We start from the raw sequence: 20608 nt of genomic DNA, 5'->3' as shown, positions 1-20608 counted from the left end.
TGGCGCACGTGTTCGCCCCGCCCGCCGGCACCGCGACTACCCCCGCGGCGCGTATCCACACCGCTACGCGGCAGGTCCGGGTGTCCGGGGGGGCGCGCGGCCCGCGGGGGGGGCCGCTCGCCCGGCTGACGGCCGGTTCGGTGCCGTTCGTCCACGAGCACGCCCAGCCCTTCTTCCGCGACGTCAACGACCATCTGCTGCGCTCCAACGAGCAGGTGGAGGGGCTCGACCGGCTGCTGTCCGACGTGCTCTCGGCCCATCTCGCGCAGATGGGCGTGCGGCAGAACGACGACATGCGGAAGATCTCGGCGTGGGCCGCCATGGCCGCGGTCCCCACGATGATCGCGGGGATCTACGGCATGAACTTCGACCACATGCCCGAGCTGAGCTGGACCTGGTCGTACCCGGCGCTGATCGCCGTGATGGCGGGGATCGTCGCCGGTCTGTACCGGCAGTTCAAGCGGCGCGGCTGGCTGTGAGGGCGGCTCGGCGCCCGCGGTGAGCCCCGCGCCCTCAGAAGGCGGGGGCGGGGGTCACGGGCCCGCCGAGGGCGTCGCGCCGCTCGGGCATCCGCAGGTCGACCATCTTGTGCCAGCCGGCGGCTCGCTCGTACGCGTACATGCCGCGGATCCCGGCGACGAGGACGGCCGCCTTGGGCTTGGGCCAGCGCAGGATGCGGCCCATGTGGCCCATGACGGCGAGGCTGACGTCGCGGTAGACCTGGATCTCGGCGAGCGCGGACTCGCGCAGGGTGCGCTGGATGAGCCGGCCGTGGCCCTCGCGGGCCAGCCGGAGCAGCTCCTCGTGGCAGTAGGCGAGGTGGTTCGCCTCGTCGTTGTCGATCATGTGGATGGCCTTGCCCAGTTCGGGATGGTCCCCGAAGTACGTGACGAGCATGTCCATCTGGTCGGCGGCCCGCTGCTCGGTGACCCGGCTGTGCGCGAGGTAGACGATGATGTCCGCCTCGGTCAGCGGCTCGTCGCGGCGCAGCTTGTCGTGGGCGAGGCCGATCCCGCGCTGTTCGAGCAGCGCCGTGTAATCGGCCTCGGGCGGCACGGGGACGGGTTCGAGGCCGCGCTTCTTCATCAGGGCGTTGAAGATCCGGCCGTGCTTGTCCTCGTCGGCGCCGTGCCGGGTGATCTTGGGCGCGAGCCCGCGCATGCCGGGCGCGACGAGGGCCGCGATCCGCGCGTTCTCCCAGCCGCCCTGGGACTCGCCGCTGGCGGCGATGGAGCAGAAGAGCCGGAAGGACTCGTCGTCGTCGATGATTTCCTGGAACAGGCTCTTGGCCGTGAGCATCGCCGCCACCTCCGTGCGTAACCGCACTTCGTCGCCCCCGGAACAACGAGTCAAATGCGGTCCGGGGCGAAGGGCAACAGGAGGGCCGGACGACTCGGCCGAAAGAGTGAGACCCGGAGGCGTAACCGAGGGGCGCCGTGGAGCGTTGTGCTGCGTGACGGCCGTGGCGGGGAAGACCCCCGAGCCCCCACCACGGCCGCAGACCACTCCCACTCCACGACGCCCTGCGGGGTTACGCGAGTCCCGCGTGCTCCATCGCCTCGACGCCCGCCCGCAGGGCCGCCAGCCGCTCGTCGAGCGTGAACCCGGCCGGGGCGAGGGTGAGGGTGGTGACCCCGGCCTCCGCGTAGCCCGTCATCCGCTCGGCGATCCGCTCGACGGAGCCGAGCAGGGTCGTCTGGTCGATCAGGCTGTGGGGCACGGCGGCCGCGGCGCCCGCCTTGTCGCCGGCCAGGTACTTGTCCTGGATCTCGGCGGCCTCCTTCTCGTAGCCCATGCGCTGCGCGAGCTGGTTGTAGAAGTTCTGCTTGCGGCTGCCCATGCCGCCGACGTACAGCGCGGTGTACGGCCGGAAGACGTCCGCGAGCCCGCCGACGTCCTCGCCGAGGGCGAGCGGCAGGGTCGGACAGACGTCGAAGCCGTCCATGGTCAGCCCGGCCTTCTCGCGGCCCGCGCGCAGGTGCCGGAGCGCGGTCTCCTCCAGGTGCTCGGCGGAGGGGAAGATCAGCAGCGCGCCGTCGGCGATCTCGCCGGTCTGCTCCAGGTTCTTGGGGCCGATGGCGGCGATGTAGAGCGGGATGTGCTCGCGCTGCGGGTGGACGGTGAGCTTGATGGGCTTGCCGGGCCCGTCGGGCAGCGGCAGCGTCCAGTGCTCGCCCTCGTAGCTGAGGCGCTCGCGGGACATCGCGCGGCGGACGATCTCGACGTACTCGCGGGTCCTGGCCAGCGGCTTGTCGAACTTCACGCCGTACCAGCCCTCGGAGACCTGGGGGCCGGAGACGCCCAGGCCGAGGCGGAACCGGCCGCCGGTGAGCGAGTCGAGGGTGGCGGCGGTCATCGCCGTCATCGCGGGCTGGCGCGCCGGGATCTGCATGATCGCGGAGCCGACGTCGATCCGTTCCGTCTTCGCCGCTACCCAGGCGAGGACCGTGGGGGCGTCCGACCCGTAGGCCTCGGCGGCCCAGCACACGTCGTAGCCGAGGCGGTCCGCCTCCTGGGCGACGGCGAGGTTGTCGCCGTCCATTCCGGCGCCCCAGTAGCCGAGGTTGATGCCGAGCCGCATTCCACACACCCCTTACCCATCGGTAACGTCCCTGTGGGCCGGACTCTAGCGCGCGGTTCCGCCATCCGTCAGGGGCCGGTTGTCCACAGGCTCTCTCCGCGTGGTGCCCTGGCCAGTAATCTCGCGGCCATGGAGCAGAGGCATCTCGGACGTACCGGCCTGCGCGTGTCGCGCATCGGACTGGGCACGCTCACCTGGGGGCGGGACACCGACGAGCACGACGCCGCCGAGCAGTTGAAGGTGTTCTGGGACGCGGGCGGCACGCTCGTGGACACCGCCGACGTGTACGGCGGGGGCGAAGCGGAGTATCTGCTCGGGCGGCTGATGGAGCGCCTGGTGCCCCGGCAGGACCTCGTCCTGTCGACCAAGGCGGGCAGCGTGGCGGACCTCGACCGGCGCACCGACGGCTCGCGCGGGCATCTGCTCGCCGCGCTCGACGCCTCCCTCGCGCGGCTCGGCACCGACCACGTGGACCTGTGGCAGCTGCACGCCTTCGACCCGTGCACGCCCCTTGACGAGTCCCTCCAGGCACTCGACATCGCCGTAAGGAGCGGGCGGGCGCGGTACGCGGGCGTGGCGAACTTCTGCGGCTGGCAGCTGGCCAAGGCGGGCACCTGGCAGCTCGGCGGAGACCGGACCCGGCTCGCGGGCGCGCAGCTGGAGTACTCGCTGCTCCAGCGGGGCGTAGAGCGCGAGGTGCTGCCCGCCGCCCTGGACCTCGGCATAGGTCTGCTGCCCTCGTCGCCCCTCGGCCGCGGGGTCCTGACGGGCAAGTACCGCAGCGGCACCCCCACGGACTCGCGGGGCGCGTCGGAGACGATGGCGCCCTTCGTCGAGCCGTACCTGGACGAGGCGGCGAGCCGGATCGTCGACGCGGTCGCGACCGCCGCCGACGGGCTCGCCACGACCCCGCTGGAGGTGGCGCTCGCCTGGGTCCGCGACCGGCCGGGAGTGACCGCGCCGATCGTCGGCGCGCGCACGGCGCGGCAGCTCACGGCCGCGTTGTCGGTGGAGAGCCTTAGTCTTCCTGACGAGATCTGCCGGGCGCTGGACGATGTGTCGGCGCCCGTGCACCGCTATCCGGATCACGACTGGAGCACCCTGTGACCGAGCCTGCCGGGGAGACCGCGCCCGAGGCACCCGAGGCCGTGGAACCCGAGGTCCCCGAGGCCGTGGAGCCTGCGGAGGAGCCCTCCGAGGAGCCCGCCGAGGACGTACGAGAGGGCGCCGAAGCCGACGAGGCCTCCGACAACGACGAGGGCACCGACGCCTCCGCCGTCTCCGAGGCCTCTGACGCCTCTGACGCCTCTGACGCCTCTGACGCCTCTGACGCCTCTGACGCCTCTGACGCCTCTGAGGCCTCTGAGGCCTCTGAGGCCTCTGAGGCTTCCGAAGCGGAGGCGGACGGCGTCGTGGCCGAGGGCGCCGAGGCCGCTCAGGGTTCCGACACGCCCGAGCTGAGCGACGCGCAGGCCGAGCTCGCCGCGCAGCGCGAGCTGCGGGCCCGGATCGAGGCCCGGAAGGCCGAGAAGGAGGGGCCCGTCGCGAGCGGCGCCAAGCTGAGCGGCACGGCGGCCGACCTCCTCGCGGCGGTCCGGGCCGTCGAGGGCGGCGCGGCCGCGGGCAGCGCGTTCTACGAGGCACCGGAGCCCGCGCCCCGGCGCCCCGCGCCCGAGGCCGCCCCCGCCGCGACCGTGCGGCCCCCCGTCCAGGACGCGGCGCCGGTTCCGGCGCCCGGCACCACGGCGGCCGTGCGGGAGGTACTGGCCCAGGGCGGCGCGCCCGAGACGCTGGCCGGGCAGGTCGCCGCCGCGCTCGGCGAGGGCGCCGCCGGGGCACTGCGCGAGGACCCCTGGCAGCTGCTCGCCGTGCCCGGGGTACGACCGGAGCAGGCGGACGGTTTCGCGCGGGCGCTGCTCGGCGGCGCCTGCGGACCCGACGACCCGCGCCGGACCGTCGCCCTCACCGTCTGGGTCCTTGAGCAGGCCGCGCTCCAGGGACACACCGCGCTGGAGCTCCAGACCGTGCGCGCCGGACTCGCCCGGCACACGGTGCCCGATCCGGACAAGGCGATCGAGACGGCGGTCTCCGAAGCGGCCGTCCTCGTCTTCCAGGAGGAGACGGCGGAGGAGCCCGGCACGGACGAGGACGAGCACGACGACGCGGCCGAGGCGGCGGAGGCGGAGGCCGCCGAGGAGCCGGCCACGCCCGTCCTGCTCGGGCTCGACCGGTACGCGCTGGCGGAGGAGAGCCTCGCCGACGGTCTCGCGCGGATCGTCAGGACGGCCACCGCCGGCACCTGGGAGGGCACCGAGCTGGAGCGCGCCGCCGGGGAGCACGGACTCGTCCTGCACACGGGCGGCGAGGCGGCTCGCGCCGAACCGGTCGCGCTGGTCGCGGCGGCCCGCGAGCGGGGCCTGCGCGCGCTGCTCGCGGTCCACGCGGAGGACGGGCTGCGGGCGCTCGGCGACGCCGGGGCGGACGCGGTGACGGCGGCCGCGCTGCTCTCCGGGACCGCCGGTCCCGGCCGTGACGAGGACGGCGCGTTCGCCCTGGACCTGCTGGCCGTCCTGGACGCTCCGCAGCTCGACGTGGAGACGGCCGCGATGCTCGTGGAGTCGCTGCCGGACGGCTGCCGGCTGGTGCTGAGCGGCGACCCCGAGGTCCTGGGGGCGCCGGGCGCGGGCCGGGTCTTCGCCGACGCGCTCGCCGCCCGGGTGTGCCCGCGGATCGCCTCGCGCGTGCCCGACCCGGGGCCGCTCGGCGAGCTCGTGTCGGGCATCGGCGTCGGTGAGCTGAACCAGGTCGAGGCGCCCGGCAAGGAGGTCGTGATCGTCCCCGTGCGGGACGCCGGCGAGGCCGTGCACCGTACCGTCCAGCTCGTGGCCGACTCGGTGCCCCGGGCGATCGGTGTGCCGTCCGAGCAGACCCAGGTGGTCACGGTCGGCCACGGCGGCTCTGCGGGTACGCGCGCGCTGAACGCGGCCCTCAAGCAGCGGCTCAACCCCGGCCCCGGCCGCTTCGGCGGCTACGACCCCGGGGACCGGGTGGCGTACGCGCCCGTGCCGGGGCGGACGGTGACGGGGACGGTCCTGTCGGCCGACGCCGAGGGCCTGCGACTGCGGTGCGGGGACGAGGCCTTGCTCGTACCGAAGGAGCGCGTGGAGTCGGCGCTGCGGCACGGCTGGGCGCTCACCGCGCACCAGGCTGCCGGGGCGCGCTGGCCCGCGGTGGTCGTGGTGCTGCCCGGGGACGCCGCGGCGGGCCTGAGCCGCGCGTGGGTGTACACGGCCTTCGGCCGGGCGGAGCGCCATCTGTCGGTCGTGCACGGCGTGGACCAGGCGCTGGCCCGCGCGGTGGCCGAGGGGGTCGCCCCGGAGCGCACCACGCGGCTGCGGCCGCTCCTGGAGGGCCTCCTCGCCACGCCCGAGGAGTAGGACCGGGAGAAAGCGGCGGAGGGCCGGAACACCCTTGTGGTGTCCCGGCCCTCCGCCGTCTCCTCAGGAGCCGACGGCCACGGGCCCGTCCCCGGCGACCTCGTCATCGTCCTCGTGCTCGTGCTCGTCGTCCTGCTCGTCGAAGACGGAGCTCACGTCGAAGCGACAGATGATCCGCTCCGGATCGGCGTGCTCGAAGGGGGCGTTGAGCCACTCCCCCGGTTCCGGAAGCTCCTCGGCCGCGGTGACCCAGAGCGTGGAGTCGCCCTCCTCCAGGCCGAACTCCTTGTGCCGGGAGGCGATCTCGTCGGGCTCGTACTCGCCGAAGAGCACCCCGAGCGCGGCGAGCGGGGAGACGCCGGCCTTGCCCGCCGCCCCGGTCGTGTCCTCCTCGCCGTCGAGCTCGGCGACGCGCCGCGCCTGGGCGAGCAGGCGCTGCGGTTCCGCCACGGCGTAGTCGCGGCGGATCAGGAGGCTGAGGGCATGAGGTTCGTCAGGTCCGGCGTAGGGCGGCAGGGCGCCGTCCGCTCCGGGGATCTCGAAGGGGGTGACCTCGTCGTAGCGGTCGTAGAGGAGTTCGTCGTACTCCTCGGCGGCCGCGGCCAGGGCGTTGAAGGCCTCGTAGACGGCCGTGTCGTCGTCCCCCGTGCGGCGTTCGACCGCCGCGAGGTGACGGTCCAGTGCGGCTTTGACCGCCTCGGCGGCGGCACGTACCTCGGCAGCGGTGGGCTGCGCAGCATCAGACATGGGACGCACGCTATCCGTAGCAGGCCCGTGCCCGCACAATAGATGCGATGCCGGAATACGAATTTGTCGACGTGTACGTGCCGCGCGGTGTCTCCCGCAAGGAGGCGACGCGGCTGTTGACCGACCATGCCGAGTACGGACACTGGGAGTTGGAGCGCCTGAGCCTGCACCGGGACGGGAGCCGCAGAGTACGGCTGAAGCGGCGGATCATCCGCCAGATCCGGGCGACCTGGTAGGACGACGAGAAGGGGCCCCGCCGTGTGCGGGGCCCCCGTGCGTGGTGCGGTGGGATCAGGCCGCGGTGCGGGAGCGGCGGTAGATCAGCGCACCGGCGAGCAGCAGACCCGCGCCCGCGGGAACGATCACGCCGAGCGGGCCGGAGCCGGTCTCGGCGAGCTCCTCGACGGCACGCGGCTGCGTGAGGCCGTGGGTGTCGGGCGTGTTCGCACCGGGAGTGTGCGGGCCGCCCTCGCTTCCCGGAGTGCCGGGGGTACCGGGCGTGCCCGGAGTACCGGGGTTGCCGGGGTTGCCCGGAGTCCCAGGGTTACCCGGGTTGCCGGGATTGCCCGGATTCCCAGGGTTACCGGGGTTGCCAGGGTTACCCGGATTCCCAGGGTTGCCGGGGTTGCCCGGGTTCCCAGGATTCCCCGGGTTGCCCGGATTACCAGGATTCCCCGGATTCCCGGGGTTGCCCGGGTGCGTCGGCTCGATGCCGTTGCCGCAGTCGTTGCCCGCGGCGGCGTTGCCCAGGCCGATGCCCGTGACGCTGTTGCCGCAGACGTTCACCGGGACGTCGACCGGCACCTGCACGGTGTTGCCGGAGCCCACGCCGGGAGAGTTGCTCGTGTGCCCGCCGGCGGAGGAACCGCCGCCCGGCTTGCCGGGCTTGGAGGTGTTGGCGCATTTGTTGCCCATCGCCGGATTCAGCAGTCCGACGACGTTGACGGTGTTCCCGCAGGCGTTCACCGGTACGTGTACCGGGACCTGGACGGAGTTTCCGGACGCTACGCCCGGGGAATTCGTTGCCGTACCGCTCGCGCCGGAATCGGCGTGCGCGTAACCGCCACCGACGGCGGCGAAAACGCCGCCCGCGGCCGCGACGGTGATGAGACCTTTGCGCGTGACCTGTCGCATAGCTTGTTCCCTGCCTTTTCGGCTCTCGCCTGCTCGGCTTCGAAAGAGCGCCACCGGGTGGAGAACCCGGGGCGGAAATAGCCACCGGCCCCGGAGTGCATGGCACGCACTCCGGGGCCGGACCGGCTCACACCCTCACGGGGCGAGGCACAACGTCAGGCGTTGACGCAGGTGTTGCCGAAGGCGGGGTTCAGCAGGCCGATCACGGAGACCGTGTTGCCGCACACGTTCACCGGGACGTGAACGGGAACCTGGACGACGTTGCCCGAGAGCACGCCGGGGGAACCGATGGCGGCACCCTGAGCGCCCGCGTCGGCAACGGCCATGCCCGCACCCGCGAGAACGAGACCGCCAGTGGCAGCCGCAGCAGCGACGACCTTCTTGATCATTATTCCTCCTAGTTGCCAATGCGATCCCAGCCGCGGACCGCACCACCTGTAACGAGGGGGAATGGAGGGGGCTACGAGCCCCCGAGTGCATTCACTCTTTCCGGTCACATGCGAAAGGGTGGGCGAATTCAGCAGGCGTCGAGGAAACGGTCCAGGACGCGGACGCCGAACTTCAGGCCGTCGACCGGCACGCGCTCGTCGACGCCGTGGAACATGCCGGCGAAGTCGAGCTCCGGCGGCAGCTGGAGCGGCGCGAAGCCGAAGCAGCGGATGCCGAGGTCGTCGAAGGACTTGGCGTCGGTGCCGCCGGACAGCATGTACGGCACGGCGCGGGCGATCGGGTCCTCGGCGCGCAGCGCCAGCTGCATGGCGTCGACCAGGGCGCCGTCGAAGCTGGTCTCCAGGGCCTTGTCGCCGTGCACGTCCTCGCGCTTCACCTTCGGACCGAGGATCCGGTCGAGGTCGGCCAGGAACTCCTGCTCGTACCCGGGCAGGAAGCGGCCGTCGACGTGCGCCGTGGCCTGGCCGGGGATGACGTTCACCTTGTAGCCGGCGCCGAGCATCGTCGGGGCGGCCGAGTTGCGCAGGGTGGCGCCGACCATCTTGGCGATGCCGCCGAGCTTGGCGAGGGTGCCGTCCATGTCCTCGGGGTCGAGCGGGGTGCCCAGCGCGTCCGAGAGCTCGTCGAGGAAGGACCGCACGGTCTTGGTCACCCTGACCGGCCACTGGTGGCGGCCGAGCCGGCCGACGGCCTCGCAGAGCTCCGTGATCGCGTTGTCGTCGTTGGTCATCGAGCCGTGGCCGGCCGTGCCCTCGACGGTCAGCCGCATCCAGTGCATGCCCTTCTGGGCCGTCTCGACCAGGTAGAGCCGCAGGTTCTCGTTGACGGTGAAGGAGAAGCCGCCGACCTCGCCGATCGCCTCCGTGACCCCGTCGAAGAGACCACGGTGCTTGTCGACCAGGTGCCGGGCGCCGTACGTGCCGCCGGCCTCCTCGTCGGCGAGGAACGCGAGGACGATGTCGCGCGGGGGCTTGCGGCCGCTGCGCATCCGGTCGCGGACGACCGCGAGGGTCATCGCGTCCATGTCCTTCATGTCGACGGCGCCGCGGCCCCAGACGCAGCCGTCGGCGATCTCCCCCGAGAAGGGGTGATGGGTCCAGTCCTCGGCGTTGGCCGGGACGACGTCGGTGTGGCCGTGGATGAGCAGGGCCGGGCGGGACGGGTCCTCGCCCTCGATCCGGGCGACGGTGGAGGCCCGCCCCTTGTGCGACTCGATGATCTTCGGCTCGAGTCCGACCTCCGCGAGCTTCTCGGCGACGTACTCGGCCGCCGCCCGCTCGCCCGGGCCGGAGTGGTCGCCGTAGTTGCTGGTGTCGATGCGGATGAGGTCGCGGCAGAGGTCCACGACCTCGTCCTCGCCGGTGATGCCCTTCGCCCTGTTCGACTCGCTCACTCTGCTTCCTCCCACTACGTGCCCCACGTGGTTCCTGGTGATCTCCCCCCATCCTCCCGCGTGGCCCCCTCGCCGCCCAAGGGCGACGGTCGGCCGACATGCCGCCGTCACACGACGGAGGCCGAAAGGGGGTGGTGATCGACCCCCTCGAATGTTTGCTATTGTTTTCCACGTCGGAAGGGCCGAGCGGCACGGAAGACAAGACACCTTGTCCGGGTGGCGGAATGGCAGACGCGCTAGCTTGAGGTGCTAGTGCCCTTTATCGGGCGTGGGGGTTCAAGTCCCCCCTCGGACACCACCGAAAGACCCCAGGCCTCCTGGGGTCTTTCTGCATGTGGATGGCCTGTCGGGTCGCCGTCGATGCCTATAGCCTTCCCCTCGTATGCGCACGGCGACGTCGGGGGGACAGCCACCATGCCCATCAGACCGCAGTACCGGCGGGTGTCGGCTCTACAACGGGAATTCTTCAACCGGGAGAGCGTCCTCGGGACCTACGACGAGGAGCTGCGGGACCTCGCGGACGGCCCACGGATCCTGAACGTGGTCGGCGTCGGAGGGATCGGGAAGTCGCGGCTCCTTCAGGAGTTACGCAACCGCACCCCGGAGCACTGCCGAACCGCTCGCCTCGACCTGCAACTGCCGGCCATGCGGCAGCAGGAGGACGCGCTCGCCGTGCTCCGGATGGAGTTGGGCGCACAGGGCGTCCAGTTCGACCGGTTCGACATCGCCTACGCGGTGCTGTGGCAGCGGGTGCACCCTCAGCTACAACTGAACTCGAAGAACACCCCCTTCGCCGAGGAGAGCGACATCCTGTCGAAGATCCTCGACGACGCCATGGGGCTGCCCGTCTTCGGGACGGCAGCCGGGCTCGTACGGCTCACCGGGCGGGCGATCAAGAACCGTCAGCGACGGCAGCGAATCGAAGCCGATCCCACGCTGCACGAGCTCGACGGTCTCAGCACGGCGGAACTCGGGCACGCCGTCTCCTATCTCTTCGCCCAAGACCTGAAGGCGGCGGACAAGCCGTACATCGTGTACGTGGATGCGTACGAGGCGCTCGTACCGACTCCCCTCCCGGGTGGTCGCAGTTTCGGTTCGGACGCCTGGCTGCGGGACCTGCTCGGTCAGCTCCAGGGCGGACTCACCGTCCTGGCCAGCCGCGAGCCGTTGCGCTGGGCTGTGTACGACAGGGACTGGGAGTCGGTGATCCGCCGGGCCGATGTCGACGGGCTCCCCATGGCGGCGAGGCTGGATCTGCTCGCCCGGGCGGGGATCACCCAGATCCCCCGACAGCGCTCCATCGCCGAGGCGAGCGCCGGCGTCCCCTTCTACCTCCACCTCGCGGTGGACACCCACCTGCAGAATCCGGCCCAGCTGGGGGACGCGGGAACCTCGGAAGAGATCGTCCAGCGGTTCCTGCAGCACGTGGCACCGGACGAGGTCCGGATCCTTGAGCTGCTCAGCGTGGCGAGGACCTTCGACTTCGGCGTCTTCCAGGCCGTGGGGCGGACCTTCGACCTGCCGGCGAACCTCCTGACCTGGGAATCTCTCACGGCGTACTCCTTCGCGTACCCCTTGGCCGAAGGCTGGTACCGGCTGCACCAGCTCATGATCGGAGCGTTGCGCCGCCATCTCTCACAGGCTGTCCAGCGCAGCGTCCACAGCACGTTGCGGGCCCATTGGGAGGGCCTGGCGGACCGGATGGAGCAGGGCAGGCGGACATCCGCGGCGGCCCGGCGCTCCCCTCTGCGAGAGGCGGTCTTCCACGGGCTGCACGCCGCGGACATCTCGCCCGAGGAGATCCAGCGGCACGCCGACCGGGCTGTCGCCCTGAGCGGCAGGCAAGCCGTGGACGGCATGGTGAAGGACCTGCGCGACCACCTCGCGTCGCCGCCTGCGGATGCGGACCACGGGGTGTTTGCCGGACTGCGGGACACGGCGGACTGCCTGGAGGCGGAGGCCAAACTAGAGCTCGGCCACACGGCGGCCGCCATCGACCTCACGCCGCAGCTGGACCGACCCGTGCGCTCCCTCGTCTCCGCGCGGCTCGCCCTCGCGGGTGCCAACGCCCGTCGGATCGCCGGTGAGAGCGACAGGGCCGCCGCAATCTTCGAACGCGTCTGGGTGGAGCACCAGGGCCCGGCGCGGCCGGCAGCCGGGTACTGCGTCGCCGACATCCGGATGTGGCAGGGCGACTTCGCCGGTGCCTTCTCCCTCGCGGAGGAGGTACACGAGATCACTTCACCCGAGGACGGAGTCATCCGGGGCGATCTCAAGCGTCTGATGCACCTCGGCCACCGATTCCTGATGGACTTCGACAGCTCCACCCGCCTCCTGGACGAGGCGGAGGCGGCGTACCGGGCCGCCAACGCGGTCGTCGGGCTGGCCAACGTCCGCACGAACCGGGCCGAGTTGCTCGCCTTCACCGACCCGGCCTCTGCCGTCGACGCGGCCGCGGCCGCCCTGGAGGTGCAGCGCGATCTGGGCGCTCAACACGAGCTCGGCAAGGCCTACACGGCGCTCGCCATGGCACAGACCCGGCTTGGCCAGTACGACAGGGCCACGTCCTCGTTCCTCGATGCGAACGAGGCCCTCGACCGTGCGGGCTACCGCTCGGGACGGGCCAGGGCCGACATGTTCCGGGCATTCCTGACCCTGCGCCAGGGCGACCGGCAGGCCACGCGCGACCTCCTCGTGCACGCGGCCGCCGAGTTCCTGGCCTGCCAGGTCTACCCTTCGCTGATCCTGGCCATCCACCGGACCGCGGAGCGGATCGGGCTGGACGAACCCGAGCTGGCAGCAGCGGCGGCCCGGGCGCGTCCCGCCGTGCGGCCGCTCGACCCTCTGGACGCCTTGCACCGCCGTACGGACTCCGTGCTGTCGATGTTCCTGGAGGTGACCTTGTGAACTGGTTGGAGCTGTACGGGCGGGCGCTGGAATCGGAGGAGTCCGCCGCCGGCTACTACAACCGCAACGTGGGGTTCCGGACATCCGAGGGCAAGGTCAACGTGCGCATCCCTCTGGCGGCCGCCGACACGATGGACATCCGGGTGTGGGACGAGGAGGACGTGCTCGCCTGCATCCGGCCGTACGTGGGGCACGCTCCGGAGTTGCGTCATGCCTCCTCGGATCCCCGGTTCCAGGTGCACCACTTCATCGAGGGGCAGGTGCTCGACACCTTCTCTCCGCGGGGCAGTGCCGTCCCCACGCATGTGATCGCCGATGTCGTCGGTGTGATGGAGCAATTGGTGCGCATTCCAGCCGAGAAGGCGCCCCCGTTGCCCGTCGACTGGCCGGAATCCGGTGACAGTGCAGGCTTCGGCAGACTCCTCACGCGGTTGACGCAGCAGGTCTACGACACCCACCGGGAGGCCTACGCCACCGTGTTCGCGGAATTCGGCATCCCGAACGAACCGCTCGCGGTCGTCGAACCGCACTGGGACGGGCTGGTCTCTCGGCCCTTCACCGTCCTTCACGCGGACCTGCACCGCAAGAACATGATCGTCTCGGACGGACTGACCTGGTTCCTCGACTGGGAGCTGGCCCTGTGGGGCGATCCGATGTACGAGATCGGGATCCACTTCCACAAGATGGACTACCCGCCCGACCAGCGTGCCAGGACCTTCCGAGAGTGGCGGGCCAGACTCCCCTCCGCCTCGACGGCGGGGCCGGCCGCCGACCTCGATCTCTATCTGGCACATGAGCGGATCAAGTCGGCGATCGTCGACACGGTCCGCTACTCGAAGCAGCTAGCCGGGGCGACTCCGTCCGTCCAGGAGTTCCTCACGGGCCGGCTCGCGCGCAAACTCAACGTCGCGCGCGCCGTCTGGGGAGCGACACCGGACATGACGCAGGAAAGGGTCGCTCGAACCCTGGCGCCGTGGGTAGAGAGGTAACCATGGACGCCACAGCGCTCTACGCAGAGGCACTCACGCGCGAGGACGCGCTCGCCGGCTTCTACAACCGCAACGTGCGGATGGAGACGGATTCCGGGCCGGTTCTGGTGCGGATACCCGGTTCCCGTTCCGAGCAGATGGACCTCACCCTCTGGTCCGAGCCCGCAGTGCTGGAAGCGATCCGTCCGTACGTCTCGCCGGCGCCACGGCTGCTACACGCGGACAGGAAGCGCCGCTTCCAGATCCACGAGTTTGTGGAGGGCCGCCGGGTCGACGAGGTGGCGCAGGGCGGGAAGCCCCTCCCCGACGTGGTCCTGGACCGCGTCGAGCAGCTGTTCAGAGAGATGCTCCGGGTGCCGTCCTCCGCACTTCCACCCGTGCCGGCGGACTGGCCTGCCGACGGGGACACTCCGGCCTTCGCCGGTCTGCTCCTGGACTTGGTCCGGGAGATCCGCAGCCGCACCGACGCGGAGCTGGAGAGCTTCTACGCAATGCTCGGCGTCCCGGCGGACCCGTGCGGGCCGCTCGAGGAACGCGCGGCGCGTGAGCTGGCCGAGCGCCCGTTTGGCCTGCTGCACGCGGATATCCACCGGAAGAACATGATCATCACCGAGCGCGCCGACGTGGTCTTCCTCGACTGGGAGCTCGCTCTGTGGGGGGATCCGGTCTACGACCTGGCGGACCTCCTTCACAAGTCGTCCTGCACGACGGCGGACCGGCAACGGATCGTCACCGGCTGGACACGTGCCGCCCCTGCCGAGTGCCGCAGGGCGTGGCAGCCGGGGCTGGCTTTCTATCTCGCGTACGAGGAGATGAAGTCCGCGGTGGTGGACACGGTCCGGTGGGGCCGACGTATCGCCAGGGCCGAAACGGCACCTGAGCGCCGGGGGCTGGCGGAGGAGCTCCGGGCGAAGCTCGTCGCGGCGTATCCGCAGTGGGGCGGTGGCCCGCCTCCCCCGGTGGCCGAGATCGAGGATGCCGCGACCGTGTGGCTCGGCCGCGCGCGGCAATGATCACAGCAGGCGCCCGACCGTGTCCGCGAGCCACTCGCTACCGTGGCTCCGTGAGACGCAGAGCCAAGGCCCCAGCATCGCCGCTCCCCCAGCGGGACGGGATCGATCCCGTGCGGGTGCGGCTGCCGGAGGATCCGGGCGGCGCGTGGGCGACGGTGCGGGAGCATCTTGTCGACCGGTACGCGGCGGCCGTCGGGGCCGGGCGGGTCGAGGAGATGCTGCGGCAGGGCCGGTTCGTCGGGGTCGACGGGCCGGTGACCGGGGACGAGCCGTACACCGTGGGGCGGTATCTCTGGTTCCACCGGGACTTTCCGGCCGAGGTGCCGGTCCCCTTCGAGATCGGGATCGTGTACCGGGACGAGCGGATCCTCGTCGTGGACAAGCCGCACTTCCTCGCGACCATGCCCCGGGGGCGGCACGTGACCGAGACCGCGATGGCCCGGTTGCGGCGGGAGCTGGAGCTGCCCCGGCTGCAGCCCGCGCACCGGCTGGACCGGCTGACCGGGGGGCTCGTGCTGTTCGTCGTACGGGAGGAGGACCGGGGCGCGTACCAGACGCTGTTCCGGGACCGGCTCGTACGCAAGGAGTACGAGGCGGTGGCGCCGTACGACCCTGCTGTCGAGCTGCCGGTGACCGTGCGGAGCCGGATCGAGAAGGAGCGCGGGGTGATGGCCGCGCGGGAGGTGCCGGGCGAGCCGAACAGCGAGAGCCGGATCGAGCTCCTCCGGCACGCGGGAGGGCTCGGCCGGTACCGGCTCGTGCCCGTCACCGGGCGGACGCATCAGCTGCGGGTGCACATGAACGCGCTCGGGCTGCCGATCCTGCACGATCCGGTCTATCCCGTCGTCCGTGAGGACGGGTCGGAGGACTTCTCGCGGCCGCTTCAGCTGCTGGCGCGGACGCTGGAGTTCACCGACCCGTTCACGGGGGATGTCAGGCGTTTCGAGAGCCGGCTGGCTCTCAGTGGCCTCGGTTGATCCATTCCTCGAGGTGCGGGGCCTCGGCGCCGATCGTCGTCGGGTCGCCGTGGCCCGTGCGGACGGTCGTCTCCGGGGGCAGGGTGAGGAGCTTCTCGCGGATCGAGTCGACGATCGTCGGGAAGTCCGAGAAGGACCGGCCCGTCGCGCCGGGGCCACCCTGGAAGAGGGTGTCGCCCGTGAAGACCGTGCCGAGCTCGGGGGCGTAGAGGCTCACCGCGCCGGGGGCGTGGCCGGGGGTGTGGAGGACCGTGAGGTCCGTGCCGGCGATCGTGAGGACCTGGCCGTCGGCGAGTTCGCCGTCGGGGGTGTGGTCGGGGTGGGTCTGCTTCCACAGCGGCTGGTCGGCGGGGTGGAGCAGGATGCGGGCGCCGGTGGCGGCCGCGAGCGCCGGGGCCGCGTCGACGTGGTCGTTGTGGGCGTGGGTGCAGACGATGGCGCGCAGGGCGCGGCCGTCGAGGGCGGCGAGGATGGCCTCGGCGTCGTGGGCGGCGTCGATGACGATCGCCTCGGTGTCGTCGCCGACGATCCAGACGTTGTTGTCGACGTCCCAGGTGCCGCCGTCGAGGCTGAAGGTGCCGGAGGTGACGAGGTGGTCGATGCGGGCGGCCATCAGAGGACCACCACCGAGCGGAGGACGTCGCCCTCGTGCATGCGGGCGAAGGCCTTCTCGACGTCGCCGAGGCCGATGGTCTCGGTGACGAAGGCGGCGAGGTCGATGCGGCCCTGCTGGTGCAGGTCGATCAGCATCGGGAAGTCGCGGGAGGGCAGACAGTCCCCGTACCAGGAGGACTTGAGGGCGCCGCCGCGGCCGAAGACGTCGAGGAGGGGGAGCTCCAGCTTCATCTCGGGGGTGGGGACGCCGACCAGGACGACGGTGCCGGCGAGGTCGCGGGCGTAGAAGGCCTGCTTGTACGTCTCGGGGCGGCCTACGGCCTCGATGACGACGTCGGCGCCGAAGCCGCCGGTGTGCTCGCGGATCGCCTCGACGGCGTCGGTGGAGCGGGAGTTGACGGTGTGGGTCGCGCCCATCGTCTTCGCCGTCTCCAGCTTCCGGTCGTCGATGTCGACGGCGATGATCTTCGCGGCGCCGGCGAGGCGGGCGCCGACGATGGCCGCGTCGCCGACGCCGCCGCAGCCGATGACGGCGACGGTGTCGCCGCGGCCGACGTTCCCGGTGTTGATGGCGGCGCCGATGCCCGCCATGACGCCGCAGCCGAGGAGGCCCGCGACCTCCGGGGCGACGGCGGGGTCGACCTTGGTGCACTGCCCCGCGGCGACGAGGGTCTTCTCGGCGAAGGCGCCGATGCCCAGCGCCGGCGAGAGCTCCGTACCGTCGAGGAGGGTCATGCGCTGCTTGGCGTTGTGGGTGGCGAAGCAGTACCACGGGCGGCCTCGCCGGCAGGCGCGGCACTGACCGCACACCGCGCGCCAGTTGAGGATCACGTAGTCGCCGGGCGCGACGTCGGTGACGCCCTCGCCGACCGACTCGACGATTCCGGCGGCCTCGTGGCCGAGCAGGAAGGGGAACTCGTCGTTGATCGCGCCCTGCTTGTAGTGGAGATCGGTGTGGCAGACACCGCAGGCCTGGATCTTCACGACGGCCTCGCCGGGGCCGGGATCGGGGATCACGATCGTCTCGACCCGTACCGGTTCGTTCCTGCCGGGGGCGATGACCCCCTGGACGTGCTGCGGCATCGCGAACTTCCCTTCCTCCGACCGGATCTTGTAAGGCTCTTGCGTACCACTATCTCCTGACAAATAGCGAGTCCCCCGCAGGCGGTGCCTGTGGGGGACTCGCCGGCTCCCGTGGGGGGAGTCTCAGTGCCCGTGCGTCGCGGCCGTCGTGCGGACCCGGCGGCGGACCAGGAACCAGCCGCCGACGAGGGCGGCGGCGATGAGAGGAAGACAGGCGACGGTGGTGCGGCCGACGCCGCCGTCCATCCACATGAGGACGAGGACGGAGGCGAGGAAGCCCAGGGTCACGATCTGGGTGTACGGGGCCCAGGGCAGGTTGTAGCCGGGGCGGGTCAGCTTGCCCTGCTGGGCGTTGCGCCAGAAGAGCAGCGAGCAGACCATGATCATGGCCCAGGTGCCGATGATGCCGATCGAGGCGAAGTTGAGGACCAGCTCGAAGGCCTCGCCGGGCATGACGTAGTTGAGGGCGACGCCGAGGACGCCGAAGCCCGCGGTGAGCAGGATGCCGCCGTAGGGGACACCGCCCTTGTTCATGACGCCGGTGAACTTGGGCGCGGAGCCGGCGAGCGACATGGAGCGCAGGATGCGGCCGGTGGAGTAGAGGCCGGAGTTGAGGCTGGAGAGGGCGGCGGTGAGGACGACGAGGTTCATCACGCCGGCGGCGCCGGGGATGCCCAGCTTGTCGAAGACGGTGACGAAGGGGCTCTGGTCGCCGGTGTACGCGGTGTACGGGAGGATCAGCGCGAGCAGGACGACGGAGCCGACGTAGAAGAGGCCCACGCGCCACATGATCGAGTTGATCGCCTTCGGCATGATCTTCTCGGGGTTCTCGGTCTCGCCGGCGGCGACGCCGCACAGCTCGACGGAGGCGTAGGCGAAGACGACACCCTGGATGAGCAGGAGCATCGGCATCATGCCGTTCGGGAAGATGCCGCCGTTGTCGGTGATGTTGCCGAGGCCCGGGGTGTGGCCGCCGACGTCGTGCGAGGTCACGACGAGGAAGATGCCGATCAGCATGAAGGCGACGAGCGCGCCGACCTTGATGATCGCGAACCAGAACTCCATCTCGCCGAAGTACTTCACGGAGATGAGGTTGGCGGCGAGGACGACCGCGAGGGCGATCAGGGCGAGGACCCACTGCGGGACGTCGCTGAACATCGCCCAGAAGTGCGCGTAGGTCGCGGCCGCGGTGATGTCGGCGACGGCGGTGGTCGACCAGTTGAGGAAGTACAGCCAGCCGGCCGTGTAGGCGCCCTTCTCGCCCATGAACTCACGGGCGTAGGAGACGAAGGCGCCGGACGAGGGGCGGTAGAGCACCAGCTCGCCGAGGGCCCGCACCACGAAGAAGGCGAAGACGCCGCAGACGGCGTAGGCGATGAAGAGGGAGGGTCCCGCCTGGGACATCCGGCCGCCGGCACCGAGGAAGAGGCCGGTGCCGATGGCGCCGCCGATGGCGATCATGTTGATGTGCCGGGACTTGAGGTCCTTGCGGTATCCGGCGTCGCCTGCGTCGACGTGGGGGGTTGCGGCCGGGCTCGCCTGAACGGCGGACAGCGGCTCGGCCGCGGTGACGCGGTCACTCATGGAGTTGTTCGCCTTCGTGAGGGGGCAGTGCGGTACCCGGCCGTGCCTCCTGGGGGTTCTCCCCGGCACGGCCAGCGCACATCCTCACGGCAAGGAGCGCCCACTGACTGTGGCGCATGTCACTGAACGCCCATATTTGAGCTAGTTCAGAGCTTGACGGCGCTTGTGGTGCTTCACCTCGTGGTGCTTCACCTCGTGGTGCTTCACCTCGTGATGCTTTCGCCTCGCGGCGCTTGTACCTCGCGGCGCTTGTGCCTCGCGGCGCTTGTGCCTCGCGGCGCTTGTGCCTCGCGGCGCTTCTACGGGGCGAGGACGTCCAGCTCCTGGAGGGCGCCGACCGCGATCTGGCGGGTGAGCTCCTCGGCGCGGGGCGCGTCCCGCTCCCGTACGGCCTCGGCGACCTGGACATGGAGGGTGACGGCGGCCGGGTCGGGGTCCTCGAACATCACCTGGTGGTGGGTGCGGCCGGTGAGGACCTCGGCGACGACGTCGCCGAGGCGGGCGAACATCTCGTTCCCCGAGGCGTTGAGGACGACCCGGTGGAAGGCGATGTCGTGGACGAGGTACTCCTCCAGGCGCCGGCCGCGCGAGGTGGCGACCATGCCGAGGGCCTGTTCGGTGAGCTCACGGCACTGCTCGGGGGTGGCGTGGAGCGCGGCCAGGCCGGCGGCGACGGGCTCGACGGCCGAGCGGAGCACGGTGAGGGAGCGGAGCTGGCGGGGGCGGTCGGCGCCGGCGAGCCGCCAGCGGATGACCTGGGGGTCGTAGACGTTCCAGCTCGCGGTGGGGAGCACGGTCACGCCGACGCGGCGGCGGGACTCGACGAGGTGCATGGACTCCAGGACGCGCACGACCTCGCGGACCACCGTCCGGGAGACGTCGAAGCGCTGGGCGAGCTCGTCGGTGCGCAGCACGGTGCCCGGCGGGTACTCCCCCGCGGTGATCGCGAGACCCAGGGTGGCGAGGACGTGCGAATGAAGCCCCTGGGCCGGTGTCGTCATGGTGGCCAGCCTATGCGGGCGGGCGTGGATGATCACGCCGGGAATTAAAAGTACTACTTTTATGTCACAGCCTCTTGAATACGTCGTACCCAATGGGTTTCATGGGCGCGACGGATCGATGTCGAAGAAGACAGCGAGGCACCACCCATGAGCACCACCCCCCAGCCCGGCACAAGGACAGTCGTCGTCGTGATGGGCGTCGCCGGGACCGGCAAGACCACGATCGGTCCGCTGGTCGCCGAGGCGCTGGCCCTCCCCTACGCGGAGGGCGACGACTTCCACCCGGCGGCGAACGTCGCCAAGATGTCGGCCGGCACCCCCCTGGACGACACCGACCGCGAACCGTGGCTCGACGCCATCGGGGCGTGGGCGCACGACCGGGCCGGGCTCGGCGGCGTGGTCAGCAGCTCCGCGCTGAAGCGGGCGTACCGGGACCGGCTGCGTGCCGCGGCGCCCGGCATCGTCTTCCTCCACCTGACCGGCGACCGGGAGCTCATCGAGGGGCGGATGGCCGCGCGCAAGGGGCACTTCATGCCGACGGCGCTCCTCGACTCCCAGTTCGGCACCCTGCAGCCCTTGCAGGACGACGAGGCCGGTGTCGCCGTCGACGTCACCGGCACCCCCGAGGAGATCGCCGCCCGGGCCGTCGCCGCGCTGCGCCGGCTCACCAGCTGATCCCCGACGCGGCTCCCGACAC

The 20608-nt window shown here is 71.3% G+C and carries 19 protein-coding genes and 1 tRNA gene; 10 read left to right on the top strand and 10 right to left on the bottom strand.

What is annotated here, in order from left to right; all coding sequences use genetic code 11:
* The coding region (locus ACFC0G_RS26850; RefSeq protein WP_376407530.1) for a CorA family divalent cation transporter at nucleotides 1-479 on the top strand (479 nt) is incomplete at its 5' end.
* 34 nt (nucleotides 480-513) lie between these two features.
* Here ACFC0G_RS26850 and ACFC0G_RS26845 read toward each other — a convergent pair.
* Together ACFC0G_RS26845 and ACFC0G_RS26840 are read right to left on the bottom strand one after the other, a co-directional pair.
* Entirely contained in the window at nucleotides 514-1299 is a 786-nt protein-coding gene (locus tag ACFC0G_RS26845; protein ID WP_376407528.1) for a ferritin-like domain-containing protein, read from the bottom strand.
* Nucleotides 1300-1531: 232 nt separating this feature from the next.
* Nucleotides 1532-2581, bottom strand: a complete 1050-nt coding sequence (locus ACFC0G_RS26840; RefSeq protein WP_376407526.1) for an LLM class F420-dependent oxidoreductase — start codon at nucleotides 2579-2581, stop codon at nucleotides 1532-1534.
* 129 nt (nucleotides 2582-2710) lie between these two features.
* On the opposite strand from ACFC0G_RS26840, the gene ACFC0G_RS26835 reads away from it, so the two are divergent.
* Together ACFC0G_RS26835 and ACFC0G_RS26830 are read left to right on the top strand one after the other, a co-directional pair.
* The gene (locus ACFC0G_RS26835; protein ID WP_376407524.1) at nucleotides 2711-3688 is read left to right on the top strand and encodes an aldo/keto reductase; all 978 of its coding nucleotides are present in this window, start codon (nucleotides 2711-2713) and stop codon (nucleotides 3686-3688) included.
* Nucleotides 3685-6018: a helix-hairpin-helix domain-containing protein gene (locus ACFC0G_RS26830; protein WP_376407523.1), complete on the top strand. Its 2334-nt coding sequence runs from the start codon at nucleotides 3685-3687 to the stop codon at nucleotides 6016-6018. Before ACFC0G_RS26835 ends, ACFC0G_RS26830 begins: the two co-directional genes overlap by 4 nt.
* A 63-nt stretch (nucleotides 6019-6081) precedes the next feature.
* Here ACFC0G_RS26830 and ACFC0G_RS26825 read toward each other — a convergent pair whose 3' ends face one another.
* Nucleotides 6082-6765 carry a hypothetical protein gene (locus tag ACFC0G_RS26825; RefSeq protein WP_376407521.1) on the bottom strand — a complete coding sequence of 228 codons (684 nt, stop codon included), beginning with the start codon at nucleotides 6763-6765 and terminating at the stop codon, nucleotides 6082-6084.
* Between the two features lie 47 nt (nucleotides 6766-6812).
* Here ACFC0G_RS26825 and ACFC0G_RS26820 point away from each other — a divergent pair, with 47 nt between their 5' ends.
* Complete coding sequence (locus tag ACFC0G_RS26820; protein ID WP_376407519.1) at nucleotides 6813-7001, top strand: DUF5703 family protein; 189 nt, start codon at nucleotides 6813-6815, stop codon at nucleotides 6999-7001.
* Between the two features lie 55 nt (nucleotides 7002-7056).
* Here the strand turns inward: ACFC0G_RS26820 and ACFC0G_RS26815 are convergent, their stop codons facing one another.
* The 3 genes from ACFC0G_RS26815 to ACFC0G_RS26805 all read right to left on the bottom strand — a co-directional run bounded on the left by ACFC0G_RS26815 (nucleotide 7057) and on the right by ACFC0G_RS26805 (nucleotide 9742).
* Entirely contained in the window at nucleotides 7057-7899 is an 843-nt protein-coding gene (locus ACFC0G_RS26815) for a chaplin (RefSeq protein WP_376407517.1), read from the bottom strand.
* 155 nt (nucleotides 7900-8054) lie between these two features.
* The gene (chpH, locus tag ACFC0G_RS26810; RefSeq protein WP_015032475.1) at nucleotides 8055-8288 is read right to left on the bottom strand and encodes a chaplin ChpH; all 234 of its coding nucleotides are present in this window, start codon (nucleotides 8286-8288) and stop codon (nucleotides 8055-8057) included.
* A gap of 128 nt (nucleotides 8289-8416) precedes the next feature.
* Complete coding sequence (locus ACFC0G_RS26805) at nucleotides 8417-9742, bottom strand: M20/M25/M40 family metallo-hydrolase (protein WP_376407515.1); 1326 nt, start codon at nucleotides 9740-9742, stop codon at nucleotides 8417-8419.
* A gap of 210 nt (nucleotides 9743-9952) precedes the next feature.
* Here ACFC0G_RS26805 and ACFC0G_RS26800 point away from each other — a divergent pair.
* From ACFC0G_RS26800 to ACFC0G_RS26780, 5 genes are all read left to right on the top strand, one after another.
* A tRNA-Leu gene (locus tag ACFC0G_RS26800) sits at nucleotides 9953-10040 on the top strand.
* Between the two features lie 116 nt (nucleotides 10041-10156).
* Nucleotides 10157-12649 (top strand): hypothetical protein, encoded by a 2493-nt coding sequence (locus ACFC0G_RS26795; protein ID WP_376407513.1) that lies wholly within the window; start codon nucleotides 10157-10159, stop codon nucleotides 12647-12649.
* On the top strand, nucleotides 12646-13638 hold the full coding sequence (locus ACFC0G_RS26790) for a phosphotransferase family protein (protein ID WP_376407511.1): 993 nt from the start codon (nucleotides 12646-12648) through the stop codon (nucleotides 13636-13638). Before ACFC0G_RS26795 ends, ACFC0G_RS26790 begins: the two co-directional genes overlap by 4 nt.
* A 2-nt stretch (nucleotides 13639-13640) precedes the next feature.
* Complete coding sequence (locus ACFC0G_RS26785) at nucleotides 13641-14651, top strand: aminoglycoside phosphotransferase family protein (protein WP_376407509.1); 1011 nt, start codon at nucleotides 13641-13643, stop codon at nucleotides 14649-14651.
* A gap of 50 nt (nucleotides 14652-14701) precedes the next feature.
* A complete protein-coding gene (locus tag ACFC0G_RS26780) occupies nucleotides 14702-15628 on the top strand; it encodes a pseudouridine synthase (RefSeq protein ID WP_376407507.1) in 927 nt (308 codons plus the stop codon).
* On the opposite strand, the gene ACFC0G_RS26775 is transcribed toward ACFC0G_RS26780, so the two are convergent.
* The 4 genes from ACFC0G_RS26775 to ACFC0G_RS26760 form a co-directional block, all read right to left on the bottom strand.
* A complete protein-coding gene (locus ACFC0G_RS26775; protein ID WP_376407505.1) occupies nucleotides 15612-16241 on the bottom strand; it encodes an MBL fold metallo-hydrolase in 630 nt (209 codons plus the stop codon). The genes ACFC0G_RS26780 and ACFC0G_RS26775 overlap by 17 nt on opposite strands.
* A complete protein-coding gene (locus tag ACFC0G_RS26770; protein WP_376407503.1) occupies nucleotides 16241-17326 on the bottom strand; it encodes an S-(hydroxymethyl)mycothiol dehydrogenase in 1086 nt (361 codons plus the stop codon). The genes ACFC0G_RS26775 and ACFC0G_RS26770 overlap by 1 nt, the downstream gene beginning before the upstream one ends.
* A 123-nt stretch (nucleotides 17327-17449) precedes the next feature.
* Complete coding sequence (locus ACFC0G_RS26765; RefSeq protein ID WP_376407501.1) at nucleotides 17450-18910, bottom strand: amino acid permease; 1461 nt, start codon at nucleotides 18908-18910, stop codon at nucleotides 17450-17452.
* A gap of 299 nt (nucleotides 18911-19209) precedes the next feature.
* Complete coding sequence (locus ACFC0G_RS26760; RefSeq protein ID WP_376407499.1) at nucleotides 19210-19911, bottom strand: FadR/GntR family transcriptional regulator; 702 nt, start codon at nucleotides 19909-19911, stop codon at nucleotides 19210-19212.
* Nucleotides 19912-20058: 147 nt separating this feature from the next.
* Here ACFC0G_RS26760 and ACFC0G_RS26755 point away from each other — a divergent pair, with 147 nt between their 5' ends.
* Nucleotides 20059-20586 (top strand): gluconokinase, encoded by a 528-nt coding sequence (locus ACFC0G_RS26755; protein ID WP_376407497.1) that lies wholly within the window; start codon nucleotides 20059-20061, stop codon nucleotides 20584-20586.
* Nucleotides 20587-20608: the final 22 nt, after the last annotated feature.

The sequence above is a fragment of the Streptomyces sp. NPDC056169 genome (genome assembly GCF_042268445.1).
In the GTDB taxonomy this organism is placed as follows: Bacteria; Actinomycetota; Actinomycetes; order Streptomycetales; family Streptomycetaceae; genus Streptomyces.
This window is presented reverse-complemented; position numbering and strand designations above follow the sequence as displayed.